Consider the following 12,643-nt stretch of genomic DNA (forward strand, 5'->3'; position numbering starts at 1 on the left):
TTGTCAAACGATCTTGTAAGCAGGAGTCCTCAGGCGCGTCTGCGGCCGCCTCGTTCGCTCGGCTGACGCTTCGGCCGCTTGGCGCCGGAAGGCGCATCGGCCTCGTTGGCCGGAGTGGGAGGGCTCGCCACCTTGTCCGAGCCATGCAAGCCCAGCAGGGAGCTCATCAGGTCCTCTTCGGCGCTGGAGCAGACGCCGATCGTCGTCGCCTCGTCGCAGCCGGGGGCGGCGAGATAGGCGTGACCCATGTTCGAATCGATGTAGATCGACTCGCCTTCGTCCAGCAGCACGGGATCGTAGAATTCGGTGTGGACCTCGATCCGGCCGGTGAGGACGTAGACATATTCCTCCCCGGGGTGGCGAACGAGTTCGCCGAACTCTGCCAAGGACTTGGCGCGGATCGTCGTGATCACCGGGATCATCCGCTTCCGGCGCAATTCAGTGCAGAGGTAATGATAGTCGTAATTAGGCGTGGTCACGCGCACGGAGCGATCGATCTGGCCGATGCTGCGCCGCGCGGTGACCGGCGCCTCCTCAGGTTCGCTCGCCTCCGCGAACAACTCGGACATGCGGATCCGCAGGCGCTGGCTCAGCTGCAGCAGCTTGTCATAGGTCAGCGTCAGCCGGTCGTGCTCCACCTTGGACAGGGTCGACATCGGGATGCCGCTGCGCTCGCTCATCTCCTTGAGCGTCCACCTGTTGCGGGCACGCAGGCCCTTCATCAGCTGGCCCAGCGTGGGCTGTTCCTTCGATCGTCGCGCGTCCGCCATGACACCTGTTCCGATCTCGTTTGACATTTCTCTGTTCAGGATGATTATGGCCTGATCAGACAGAGATCCGTTGCTACGTGCATCCATAATGCGGGTTGAGCACGAAAAGCAAATGGGCGGCAGCAGGAGGAATGCGAGATGGGCCGTGCCAAGTATCTGATTGCGGCTGCTTTGGCGCTGGCGGGAATCGGCGCCACCGCGCAGCGCCTCAATCCGCTCGCGCCGCCGGTGACCACCGAATCGCCCGAGCGCGCCGAGGGGGCGACTCCGGTTCCTCAGCCCCAGCCGTCCTCTGCGCCGCAGCTCGTTTCTCAGGACGTCAACGCCTGGCTCGACGGCTACATGCCCCATGCCTTGGCGGAAGCGGATATCGCAGGCGCCGTCGTCGTCGTGGTGCGGGACGGCCAGATCGTCGCTCAGCGAGGCTATGGCTTTTCCGACGTGAAGTCGCGGCGACCGGTCGATCCGGCGCGCACCCTGTTCCGGCCGGGCTCGATCTCCAAGCTCATCAGCTGGACAGCGGTGATGCAGCAGGTCGAGCAGGGTCGGATCGATCTCGATGCCGACGTGAACCGCTATCTCGACTTCAAGATTCCCCCCTATGAGGGGAAGCCGGTCACGATGCGGCAGATCATGACCCACACCGCCGGCTTCGAGGAGCAGGTCAAGAACCTGATCGAGAACGTCCCGGCGACGATCCCGCCCTATGACGCGCTGCTCAAGCGCTGGATCCCGCATCGCATCTTCGCGCCGGGGACGACGCCGGCATATTCCAACTACGCCACGTCGCTTGCCGGCTACATCGTCGAGCGGGTCTCGGGCGAGCCGTTCAACGACTATGTTGACCGGCACATCCATGCGCCGCTCGGCATGCGTCATTCGACTTTCCGCCAGCCGCTGCCGCCGCAGCTCCGCCCAATGATGTCGAGCGGCTATCGTCAGGCATCGGGCGAGGTGGTCCCATTCGAGCTGGTTGGGCCGGCGCCGGCCGGTTCGATGTCTTCGACCGGCACTGATATGGCGCGGTTCATGATCGCCCACCTCAATGGCGGCGAGCTGAACGGGCAGCGCATCCTGAAGCCCGAGACGGCGCGGCTGATGCAAGAGACGGCCCTGACAATGATCCCGCCGCTCGACAGGATGCGGCTTGGCTTCTTCGAGACCAACATCAACGGTCGGGAGGTGATCGCCCATCTCGGCGATACCGGTGCCTTCCACTCGTCCCTGCACCTGTTCCGCAACGAGAATACGGGACTCTATTTGTCGCTCAACAGCGGCGGTGAGAATGGCGCGTCGAACGGGGTGCGGGTGGGACTCTTCTCGCGCTTCGCGGACCGTTATTTCCCGGCTCCGCCCGCACGGGAAGTCCCCGGCGTGCCAGAGAAGGTCGCGGCCGAACATGCTCAGATGATGTCCGGCAACTGGATGGCGTCGCGCCGCGCCGAGAGCACGTTCATCAATATCACGCAATTGCTCGGCCAGATGACCTTGTCGGCGGGGCCTGAAGGTCGGCTGGTCACGCCGGCGGAGTTCGGGCTGACCGGCTATCCCTCCCACTGGGTGGAGGTCAGCCCGTTCGTCTGGCAGGACCGCAACAGCCACCAGCAGCTTGCCGCCGTCGTCGAGGATGGCGAAGTGAAGAGGTGGAGCCTGTCGATCATGTCGGCCTTCACCGTCTTCGAGCGCCCGCCTTTCTATAAGAATGCGGCGCTCGTCATGCCGCTGCTCCAGATCAGCCTCCTGATCCTGCTGGTGACGGTGCTGCTCTGGCCGATCCGCTGGCGGGTGCGCCGCTACCATGGCGCGACGTTCCCTCTCGCTGGGCGGGAGCTGCTCGGCTACCGGCTTTCTCGGGGCGCCGCCTTGCTCATCCTGCTGGTCCTTGCCGGTTGGGCGACCCTGATGACCATGCTGTTCAGCGACCTGTCCAACCTCGCCGGCGCGTTCGATCCGCTCCTCATCCTGCTCCAGGTCCTCAGCTTCGTCGCCTTCCTCGGCGGCCTAGCCGTGTTCGTCTGGTATCTCGTGCAGGTGTGGCGCGGCCGGCGGAGCCGGTGGGCGAAGGCGTGGAGCATCGCTCTGGTCTTCGCAGGCCTGGTGGTGGTCTGGGTCGGCTTCGCCTTCCACCTCCTCGACTTCGGCACCAACTACTGATGCCGATGCCGATGCGGATGAGGATCGCGGTCAAGCGCCTCCAGCTCAAGGCGCCGTTCCGCATCTCCGGCTATGTCTTCGAGGGGTTCGACGTGATCGTCGTCACCGTCGAGGACGGCGCGCATCGCGGCCGAGGCGAGGCGGCGGGCGCTTATTATCTCGGCGAGACGGCCGAGACGATGCTGGCCGCGCTGGAACCTCACCGGGCCGCTATCGAGGCGGGGATCAACCGCTATGAGCTGCAATCACTGCTGCCGCCGGGCGGCGCCCGCAACGGCGTCGATTGTGCGCTCTGGGAGCTTGAGTCGGCACGGCAGGCGCGGCCGGCCTGGCAGATCGCCGGCATCGCCCCGCCGCGGCCGCTGGTGACGACCTTCACCTTGAGCGCCGACGATCCTGCGGCGGTCGAGGAGGGCGCCCGCCGCTATGCCACGGCACAGGCGATCAAGCTCAAGCTCAGCGGCGAGTTCGATCTCGATGCGGCGCGGGTGCAGGCCGTGCGCCGGGCACGCCCCGACGTTTGGCTCGGAGTGGATGCCAATCAAGGCTATCGGCGCGATGGTCTCGAACGCCTGATCGCCCTCCTCGCCGACCATCGGGTTTCGCTGCTTGAGCAGCCGCTGCCGCGCGGCTCTGAAGCAGATCTGGAAGGCGTAAGTTCGCCGATACCGATCGCCGCCGATGAGAGTGCGCTTTCTCTCGCCGACGTCGAAGGGCTCGTCGGACGCTTCGACGTGGTCAACATCAAGCTCGACAAGTGTGGCGGCCTTACCGAAGCGTTGCAGATGGCGCACCGAGCCCGCGAGCTCGGCCTCAAGGTGATGGTCGGCAACATGATCAGCACCAGCCTTGCGATGGCGCCTGCCTTTGTCGTCGGCCAGCTCTGCGACGTAGTCGACCTCGACGGCCCCACTTTCCTCGACCGGGACCGCGAGCCGCCCGTCACATATCGCGACGACGGCACGATCTGGTGCGACGAGGCGGTCTGGGCCGGCGGCGCGCTCGCCACCGCATGACGGACGCTGCGCGGGCAAGGGAGCCGACCTGGTTCGGCCAGCCGCGCGGCCTCACTGTCTTGTTCCTCACCAACATGTGGGAGCAATTCTCCTACTTCGGCATGCGCGCGCTGCTGGTCTATTACATGACCACGACCCTGCTGTTCGATCAGGAAGCGGCGTCCTCCACCTACGGCTTCTACACAGCCTTCGCCTATTTCACGCCGATCATCGGCGGCACCATCGCCGACCGCTGGCTCGGCAAGCGGCGTGCCGTGACGATCGGCGCCAGCATCATGGCGATGGGCCATTTCATGATGGCGTTCGAGCCGCTCTTCTACCCCGCGCTCGCCACCATCGCGCTTGGCAACGGTCTGTTCCTGCCGACCTTGCCGAGCCAGATCAACGACCTCTACGCCGCCGGCGACCCGCGGCGGCCGTGGGCGTACAACGTCTATTATGTCGGCGTGAATGTCGGCGCGTTCCTGGCGCCGCTCATCTGCGGGTTCCTGGGCGAGACCTATGGCTGGCACTGGGGTTTTGGCGCGGCCGGGGTTGGCATGCTGGCCGGCCTCGTCATCTACCTCGCCGGCGGTAAATACCTGCCGAAGGAGCGGCAGCCGGTCACCGGCGAGCCTGCGCCCGAGCGCTCGCATCGTGGCCGCGACACGCTCTTCCTGCTGCTCGGCATCGGCGCTGCGGTCACCGTGTTCCGCGGAGCGTACGAGCAGATCGGCAACACCGTAGCATTGTGGATGCGTGACGACGTCAACCGCTTCGTCGGCAGTTTCGAGATCCCGGCGACCTGGTTCTTCTCGCTGAACCCGCTGCTGGTGATGACCGTCACGCCGCTGCTGCTCACCTGGTGGCGGCGCCAGGCCGAACAGAGTCGTGAACTCACGGTGATGCAGAAGATGGCGGTCGGCGCGGTGCTGGTCGGCCTCTCCTACGCGCTGCTCGCCGCGGCCGAGAGCGCCGCCGGGGCGGGGCAGGCGAGCTGGCTCTGGCTGCTGGCCTTCATGATCATCTTCACTTTGGGCGAGCTCTACATCCTCCCCAACGGCCTCGGCATCTTCGCCCGGCTCGCGCCGCCGCGGCTCGGCGCCAGCACCGTCGCGGCCTGGTATTTCGCGATCTTCACGGGCAGCCTCGCCGCCGGACAGGTGGGGCGTCTCTGGAGCCGCATCCACCATGCGCCCTTCTTCCTGCTGATGGCGGCGATTGCCGGGGCGGCGGCCGTTCTGCTCCTGCTGCTGGATCGACCTGCGCGGCGTATTGTAGCGTCGTCGGAGGGACGCGAACGATGACCTTCGGGAGAGACAAAATGCTTCGCTCGCTTCGCTCCGTCCTCCTCGTCACCGCCTGCCTCGCCCTGCCGGCCTGCACCACCACGCAGCCCGCCGAGCGCTACGACCTGATCGTCCGCGACGGCACGATCTACGATGGCAGCGGCGGCGCGCCTTATGTCGGCGATGTCGCGATCCGGAGCGACCGGATTGTTCGTGTGGGCGGCGATATCGCCGGCACCGCCGAGACCGAGATCGACGCCACCGGCCTCGCCGTCGCGCCAGGCTTCATCAACATGCTGAGCTGGTCGACGGAATCGCTGATCGAGGACGGACGCGGCCAGAGCGACATTCGCCAGGGCGTGACGCTGGAGGTCATGGGGGAAGGGTGGTCGATGGGCCCGCTCAACCCCGAGATGAAGCGGCTGCTGGTCGAGCGGCAGGACGACATCAAATATCCGGTCAGCTGGACCAGCCTCGGCGACTATCTGCAGTTCCTCGAGCGCAAGGGCGTAGCGCCCAACGTCGCCAGTTTCGTCGGCGCCGCGACCGTGCGCATCCACGAGCTCGGCGAGAACGATATCGATCCGACGCCGGAACAGCTCGCCCGCATGCGCACGCTCGTCCGGCAGGCGATGAACGAGGGCGCGATGGGGGTCGGCAGCTCGCTCATCTACGCGCCCGGTAATTTCGCCGAGACCGACGAGCTGGTCGCGCTCACCACCGAATCCGCCCGTTGCGGCGGCATGTATATCAGCCACATGCGCTCGGAGGCCGACCGGCTGCTCGAGGCGGTGGACGAACTGATCGAGATCGCTCGCCGCAGCGGCGGCCCGGCCGAAATCTACCACCTCAAGATGGCCGGCCGCGACAATTGGGACAAGCTGCCCGAGGTCGTCAAACGCATCGAGGCAGCTCGTGCCGAGGGGCTGCGCATCACCACCGACATGTACACCTACACCGCCGGCGCGACGGGTCTCGACGCAGCGATGCCGCTGTGGGTGCAGGACGGCGGTCTCGAGCGCTGGGTCGAGCGGCTGAAGGATCCCGCGGTGCGCGCGCGCGTCGCAGCCGAGATGAAGCGGCCGGGGCAGGGGTGGGAGAATCTCTACCTCGGCGCCGGACCCGACAAGATGATCCTGGTCGGCTTCAAGCAGGAGGCGATGAAGCAATATACCGGGAAGACGCTGGCCGAGGTGGCGAAGCTCTGGGGCAAGAGCCCGGAGGAGACGGCGATGGAGCTGGTGATGCGCGACGAGAGCCGCGTCGGCACCGTCTATTTCCTGATGTCCGAGGACAATGTCCGGCGCCAGGTCCAGCTCCCCTGGATGAGCTTCGGCTCGGACGCGGCCGGCCAGGCTCCGGAAGGCGCGTTCCTGAAATCGGGCACGCATCCGCGCGCCTACGGCAACTTCGCCCGCCTGCTCGGCCGCTACGTGCGCGACGAGAAGCTGGTGCCGCTGCCCGAAGCGGTGCGGCGCCTGACTTCGTTTCCAGCTGAAAATCTCGGCATCAAGGATCGGGGGGCGCTGAAGGCGGGCTTCTTCGCTGACCTCGCCATCTTCGATCCCGCGACCATCGCCGACCATGCCACATTCGAGAAGCCGCAGATGTATGCGACCGGCATGCGCCACGTGCTGGTGAACGGCGTCCCGGTGCTGCGGGACGGCGAGCATACCGGTGCAACTCCCGGCCGCTTCGTCCGCGGACCGGGCTGGCAGCGCTGCAGCTGAACGCTCGCGGAGCGGCTCCTGTCCGCCGGGCCCGGACAGAAGGCGGGTTGATGGCGCGCTAGCGCCTTGCCATTCTTTCGAGATGATGATCCTGCCGGTGCTCAAGAGGATCTTTCTCGCGACCCGGTTTCGGCGCGTCGAGAAGAGGCTGGAGACGCTCAGTCGGCGCATGCGGCTGCTGCAGCTGGGCGGAAGCGTCCAGCTGTTCGAAACCGTGCCGGGGCTTTCCGACATGGCGACCGCCGGTCTCGGCGCCAGAAGAAGCCTCTCTGCCATCAGGCAGGTGATGGAGAGCGGAGCCAACGTGAACTGGAACTCCGTCGGAGACGCGATGGACGCGATCGAGACCTTCCTGGAAGACGCCGAAAGCGTGCTCGACGCCTACGATCGCGACCGGCCGAGGAAGGAAAAGCTGTTTGTCGTCCGCAAAGGGCTCAAGGGTTTGTTCTAGTGCTGAAGAGCAGCCCGACGTCCGCTTCCGGCGGCCCTGGATCGCTTAGGGTCGTTCTGCATCGACGAGATAGCTGAGCTCCGGGACCTCACGAACAGTGCCGATCTTGCAGCCGCTGAAGCTCACCAGCCAAGTGTCGCTGATCGGCGTATAGTTGCTCGTCGCAACGGAACCTCGATCGAACCAGGCTGACCTCGTCGTGCTCACCACATAGGCTGCGTCGTGCCGCTCTGCGCCGTTGAATTGAAGGCGTCGAATTGCTCTCACGACCAGCGCAGACTCATCCTCCCGAGCGTCGTGGAAGTTCGCGCGCAGAACGAAGTCGTCGATCGGGATGAAGCCTCGGTCGGCCGAATAGAAGCGCACATTGGAGGCGAACAACTCCCGAACCTGCATTCGATCCACCCGATCGAACAGGGTTCGTATCTGCGCCGGGTCTTCCTTCATGTCCCGGATGCATGTCACCGGGAGCGGGCCGGCCACAGACGGCCAAGCCATGCAGAGCAGGACCATGACAAGGCTGACGCGCAAGAACATCGGTTGCATCCTCGCCAGGATGTCGACTGCTCCGCGGGCGGTCAATTTTCTTATGACGTCCCGTCGCCGCACAGGTTTCACTGACAAGGAGGCCATTGTTATAAGCTTAAAACAAATTCTCGGTCTCGATTTCCTGTGCTACGCCGGGCTGGGACGAGAGTCGCCATGTGTCCCGGAAGCGAGAGGTCCCCGTTGAACGATATCCCGGCTGTTGATCGCGAAAGTGGTCTGAACAAGGGGCTCACCAAGGCGCAGGTCGTGATGATCGGCCTGGGCGGCGCGATCGGGACCGGGCTCTTCATGGGGAGCGGGATCGCGATCAATTATGCCGGCCCCGCCGTCATCCTCAGCTACATCATCGCCGGGTTCGCGGCGGTGGTGATGGTGTTCAGTCTGTCCGAAATGGCTGTGGTTCACCCGACCGCCGGCTCCTTCGGCACCTACGCCGAGACCTATCTCAATCCCTGGTCGGGCTTCGTCGTCCGCTACACTTACTGGATCGCGCAGGTGATCGCCGTCGGAGGCGAGGCGGTCGCGGCGGGCGTCTACATGACTTTCTGGGTACCGGACGTCCCGGTCTGGATGTGGTCGCTCGGCTTCGCCTTCATCCTCCTCTACGTCAATTCGCGCTCCGTCTCCGATTTCGGCACGTTCGAATATTGGTTTGCCTTCATCAAGGTGGCGGCGATCGTGTTGTTCATCATTCTCGGGGCGGCGACGATCTTCGGCATCGGCACGGCTCCCGTCGGCATGCGGAACCTTACGGGGCTGCCGGGCGGCTTCATGCCGAACGGCTTCACCGGTGTATGGATGGGCGTGCTGATCGGCATCTTCTCCTTCGTCGGCATCGAGGTGATCGCCGTCACGTCTGGCGAGACCAAGGAGCCGGAAAAGGCGATCCCCGCCGCGCTCCGCACCATGGCGGCGCGGCTCATCCTCTTCTACCTGCTCGCGCTCACCATCGTCGTCAGCTTCGTGCCCTGGACCGAGTCCGGGGCGCAGGTGGTCGAGCAGAGCCCGTTCGTGAAGGTGCTCGCCTATACCGGCATCCCGCATGCCGCCGGGATCATGAACTTCGTCGTGATCAGCGCGGCGCTGTCGAGCATGAACACCAACATCTATCTCGCCTCGCGGATGCTGTTCTCGCTGTCGCGCGGCAATCATGCACCGGGCTATCTCGGCAGGCTCAGCGCCAACGGTACGCCGGTCGGCGCGATCCTGACCTCGGGCCTCTGCATCCTGCTCGCGGCCAGCGTCTCGATGTTCACCCCGCTCGCCTATAATTACCTGTTCGGCATCGCGATCTTCGGAGCGATCACGGTGTGGATGTTCATCCTCGTCAGCCATCTTCGGTTCCGCCGCCACCATGCGGATGCGGAGCTGCCGGTGCGGATGCCTTTCTTTCCCTATCTGCAGATTGCGGGACTGGTGCTGCTCGCCGCGATCCTGCTGACGATGCTGTTCGACACCGAGTTCTGGAACATCGCCTGGATTGTCGGCGTGCCCTGGCTGGTGATCATCTCCGCCGTCTACTTCATCCGCAAGCGGCAGGGGCATTCGCCCGTGCCCGCGACCGGTCAGTCGAGCTGAAGGCCGATCCGGAAGCTTCGGCCGGGGAGGGGGAGGCCGAGCTGTGGGGTGATCAAGTCGTCGGTGACGTTGTCGATCGAGGCGGTGAGGAAAAGGCGGTGGCCGCCGAGGCTCTGCAACAGACGGTAGCGGCTGCGCAGGTTGATCTCATTGCCTGACGGCAGTTCGGCGCCCTCGCCGTCTGGGCCAAGATCGACGGCTGGCCCCACCCGGCGAAATTCGGCGCGAAGCGATAGCTTCTCGCTGGGCCGGTAGTCCAAGGCGCCTCCCACTTCATAGCTCGGCCGCTGGGGGAGTCGGCGGAAGGTGGCGTCGCCGGCATCGGCACGGGCGCGCAACAGCGTGCCGTACAGTTCCGCGCTCACCTGTGCAGACAGTTCGGCGTCCATCTCGAAATCCAGCCCGTAGCTGGTGGAGCCGGACAGGTTGAAACGCTGCCTGAGGCTGCGGCCGTTCACAGATACGACCCGCTGGCTGATCGTATCTGTGCTGCGCGAGTAGAAGGGGTTGAGGACAAGCGAGAAATCCGGGCGGCGCCAGCTCAGCTCGAGATCGGCGAGCCATGCGGTCTCGGGGCTCAGGTCGGTGTTCGGGAGGAAGCGGCCAAGCGCTTCCCCGAACAATTCGCGGGAGGAGGGGAAGCGGGTGCGCCGACCGCCCGACAGCTTGAGCGCAAGATCGTCGCCGATCGGCGTAGCGAAGGCGCCCGAAAAGGCGATGGCGTCGTGGTCCGGCTGAGCGGGCTTGTCGCCGGTCAGCGGGTTTTCGGCGCGGTCGTACGCTGCGCCGAACGTGGCTCGGCCCGCGCCGACGGGCAGGTCAGCCTCGGCGCCGAGCGTATAGAGATTCTGGCGATAGGTGAGGCGCGGCCCGGGTGCCGCGGGGAAAGCTGTGTCGACTTGGCGGTGGCGGCTGGTCTGCGCGGTCGCGGCCAGTCGCAGCGTGACCGGATCAAGCTCGGTCCTGAAGATGAGGCGGCCGCCATGCGTGTCGTCCTCATCCTCCTGTCGCCCGCGGAGCGCCGTGTAGGTGACGTCGCGATATTGATCGATCCGCTGCTCGAACCACTGCCTCCAGCCGACCAGCGACAAGGCCGTGCCAGCGGCGAGATCGACCGACGAGGAGAGGCTGAACTGGGTCTGCTCGATATGCGGGTAGCGCCAGTAGCGGGGAGCGGCGAGTGCGGGGTCGCGATCGGATTCCGGGGCGATGCCGCGGCGGGCGCGAAGGTGCAGGAGATAGGCGCGGAGGCTGACTGGCCCGGCTGCGAAGCGTGCGGCGCCGAAAAGAGTGCCGGAATCGAGATCCGTGTTCGTGCGCCCTTCCGAGGGATCCTGGCTGAACGGCAAGGCCGCGTAGCTCGCCACCGCCTCGTGATCCCGCGTCAGGCCGGAGGCTGCCAAGGTCAGCGCGACGTCGCCTGCGGGAAGGGTGGCGACGGCGGCGGCTTCGCCGAAGCCGTTCGTGCCGGCGGAAAGGATGGCACGCAGATTGCGCTCGCCTCCCGAACGCGTCTGCAGGTCGACCGCGCCTGCGACCGTATTGGTGCCGAACTCAATCGGCGCCGCGCCCTTGATCACGCGGATGGCGCCGATCAGGCCGGCCGGAATGATGCCGATGTCGGCGCGCCCGTCCCACGGGACGGCTAGCGGTGCGCCGTCGAGGAACACCTGAGTTTGACGCTCCTCCGAACCGCGAACGCGAGCGACGGTCTCGCCGCGTGAATTGGTTCGGGCGGAGACGCCAGGGAGAGGGCGCAGGGCTTCCGCGACATTGCGGGGCTGCCGCTCGAGCAGCGCCTCTTCGCTGATCTCGACCGCCGGCGGAAGCACCCGATCAGGGGCAGGGCTGGCGGTGACGATGATCGTCGTCCACTTCTCCTCGCCGGGCGGGACCATCGCGGCCGCCGCCGCAATGATCAACGGGAGCTCGGCGATCACTGGTTGGGCGGAAGGCTGTTGAAGAAGCGGGACATCCGGCCCATCGCCTCGTCGATCTCGCCATGGGTCACCGACCCGAAGCAGACGCGCAGATGTCCTTCGCCGGCGCCGCCGTAGAAGCTGCCCGCCTCGACCACGACGCGGGCCCTCTCGAGCAGCGCGTCGGCCAGCGCCTGCGAGGACCAGCCGGTCTGGCTGACGTCCGGGAACGTGTAAATCGTGCCCTCTGGGAGCGCGCAGCGAACTCCGGGCATCTGGTTCAGCGCCTGCACCACCCTGTCCCGCTTCACCCGGTCGTCGGCCACCATCTCCGACACCGCCGCGTCGCCTTCGGTGACGGCGGCGAGGCCGCCATATTGGATGAAGGTGTTGACGTGGGTGACCTCGTTCGCGGTGATCTTCATCAGCGACGGGATCAGAGAGGCATCGGCAGCGATATAGCCGAGCCGCCAGCCGTCCATCGCATAGGCCTTGGTGAAGGCGAACATCGAGACGGTGCGTTCCCCCATTCCCGGCAGCGAGGCGATGCTGACATGCTCGGCGCGGTCGAAGGTGATATATTCGTAGACCTCGTCGGAGACGACGAAGAGATCGTGCGCAACGGCGATACGGGCGACCGCGTCCAGTTCCTCGCGGCTGTAGACGCGGCCGGTCGGGTTGCACGGATTGACGAGCACGATCATCTTCGTGCGCGGGGTGATCTCAGCCTCGATCCAGTCGCCCCTGATGCTGAACCCGTTCTCCGCGTCTAGCGGAACCGTGACGCAGGTGCCGCCGGCAAGCTCGATCTTGCCGATATGCTGCGGATAATAAGGCTCGAGCAGGATCACTTCGTCGCCCGGGTCGATCAGCGCCATGAAGGCGGCGAACGACGCCTGGGTCAGCCCGTTGACGACCAGCACTTCGTCGGGCGACGCGTCGATCCGGTTGAAGCTTTGCAGCTTGTCCGCGAGCGCCTCCCGGAAAGCGCGTTCGCCCTGGAGGTCGCCATAATGGACCTTGCCGGAGCGCAAGGCGGCGATCGTGGCCTCCTTGATATGCGCCGGCGTGTCGTGGATTGGCTTACCGAGCTCGAGATGGATGAGATCGGCGCCCGCCGCTCCCATGGCGGCCGCGCGCGCATACATACCGAAGCTCTTCTTCGACGTTTCGCTGATGCGGCGCGCGACCTTGGGCAAGTGAGTGAG

General features: G+C 65.7%; 10 protein-coding genes. 6 read left to right on the forward strand and 4 right to left on the reverse strand.

Translation table 11 applies throughout. The features are described from left to right. Nucleotides 1–29: 29 nt before the first annotated feature. Nucleotides 30–797, reverse strand: a complete 768-nt coding sequence (locus tag AC5JBD_RS01170) for a helix-turn-helix domain-containing protein (RefSeq protein WP_495719919.1) — start codon at nt 795–797, stop codon at nt 30–32. Between the two features lie 111 nt (nt 798–908). Between AC5JBD_RS01170 and AC5JBD_RS01175 the strand changes: the two genes are divergently transcribed. The 5 genes from AC5JBD_RS01175 (at nt 909) to AC5JBD_RS01195 (ending at nt 7,389) form a co-directional block, all read left to right on the forward strand. Further along, on the forward strand, nt 909–2,924 hold the full coding sequence (locus AC5JBD_RS01175; protein ID WP_495719920.1) for a serine hydrolase domain-containing protein: 2,016 nt from the start codon (nt 909–911) through the stop codon (nt 2,922–2,924). An 11-nt stretch (nt 2,925–2,935) separates the two neighbouring features. Further along, nucleotides 2,936–3,940: a dipeptide epimerase gene (locus AC5JBD_RS01180; RefSeq protein ID WP_495719954.1), complete on the forward strand. Its 1,005-nt coding sequence runs from the start codon at nt 2,936–2,938 to the stop codon at nt 3,938–3,940. Further along, nucleotides 3,937–5,226 carry a peptide MFS transporter gene (locus AC5JBD_RS01185; RefSeq protein WP_495719921.1) on the forward strand — a complete coding sequence of 430 codons (1,290 nt, stop codon included), beginning with the start codon at nt 3,937–3,939 and terminating at the stop codon, nt 5,224–5,226. The genes AC5JBD_RS01180 and AC5JBD_RS01185 overlap by 4 nt, the downstream gene beginning before the upstream one ends. Nucleotides 5,227–5,243: 17 nt before the next feature. Next, nucleotides 5,244–6,938, forward strand: a complete 1,695-nt coding sequence (locus tag AC5JBD_RS01190) for an N-acyl-D-amino-acid deacylase family protein (RefSeq protein WP_495719922.1) — start codon at nt 5,244–5,246, stop codon at nt 6,936–6,938. An 82-nt stretch (nt 6,939–7,020) separates the two neighbouring features. Then, nucleotides 7,021–7,389, forward strand: coding sequence for a hypothetical protein (locus AC5JBD_RS01195; protein WP_495719923.1), 369 nt, complete (start codon nt 7,021–7,023; stop codon nt 7,387–7,389). Between the two features lie 45 nt (nt 7,390–7,434). Here AC5JBD_RS01195 and AC5JBD_RS01200 read toward each other — a convergent pair whose 3' ends face one another. Continuing rightward, nucleotides 7,435–7,836 (reverse strand): hypothetical protein, encoded by a 402-nt coding sequence (locus AC5JBD_RS01200; protein ID WP_495719924.1) that lies wholly within the window; start codon nt 7,834–7,836, stop codon nt 7,435–7,437. A 282-nt stretch (nt 7,837–8,118) separates the two neighbouring features. Between AC5JBD_RS01200 and AC5JBD_RS01205 the strand changes: the two genes are divergently transcribed. Next, nucleotides 8,119–9,516, forward strand: coding sequence for an amino acid permease (locus AC5JBD_RS01205; protein WP_495719925.1), 1,398 nt, complete (start codon nt 8,119–8,121; stop codon nt 9,514–9,516). Here the strand turns inward: AC5JBD_RS01205 and AC5JBD_RS01210 are convergent. Both AC5JBD_RS01210 and AC5JBD_RS01215 read right to left on the reverse strand, forming a co-directional pair. Then, entirely contained in the window at nt 9,504–11,456 is a 1,953-nt protein-coding gene (locus AC5JBD_RS01210; protein WP_495719926.1) for a TonB-dependent receptor plug domain-containing protein, read from the reverse strand. The two genes, AC5JBD_RS01205 and AC5JBD_RS01210, sit on opposite strands and share 13 nt — an antisense overlap. Further along, entirely contained in the window at nt 11,453–12,634 is a 1,182-nt protein-coding gene (locus AC5JBD_RS01215) for a pyridoxal phosphate-dependent aminotransferase (RefSeq protein ID WP_495719927.1), read from the reverse strand. Before AC5JBD_RS01215 ends, AC5JBD_RS01210 begins: the two co-directional genes overlap by 4 nt. Nucleotides 12,635–12,643 lie beyond the last annotated feature (9 nt).

This window comes from Allosphingosinicella sp., assembly GCF_059502505.1.

Bases quoted from the DNA above. Each gene is read 5' to 3' on its own strand.
- AC5JBD_RS01200 (WP_495719924.1), bottom strand. From the start codon at position 7,836: ATGAAGGAAGACCCGGCGCAGATACGAACCCTGTTCGATCGGGTGGAT.
- AC5JBD_RS01170 (WP_495719919.1), bottom strand. From the start codon at position 797: ATGTCAAACGAGATCGGAACAGGTGTCATGGCGGACGCGCGACGATCG.
- AC5JBD_RS01175 (WP_495719920.1), top strand. From the start codon at position 909: ATGGGCCGTGCCAAGTATCTGATTGCGGCTGCTTTGGCGCTGGCGGGA.
- AC5JBD_RS01190 (WP_495719922.1), top strand. From the start codon at position 5,244: ATGCTTCGCTCGCTTCGCTCCGTCCTCCTCGTCACCGCCTGCCTCGCC.
- AC5JBD_RS01185 (WP_495719921.1), top strand. From the start codon at position 3,937: ATGACGGACGCTGCGCGGGCAAGGGAGCCGACCTGGTTCGGCCAGCCG.
- AC5JBD_RS01195 (WP_495719923.1), top strand. From the start codon at position 7,021: ATGATGATCCTGCCGGTGCTCAAGAGGATCTTTCTCGCGACCCGGTTT.
- AC5JBD_RS01180 (WP_495719954.1), top strand. From the start codon at position 2,936: ATGCGGATGAGGATCGCGGTCAAGCGCCTCCAGCTCAAGGCGCCGTTC.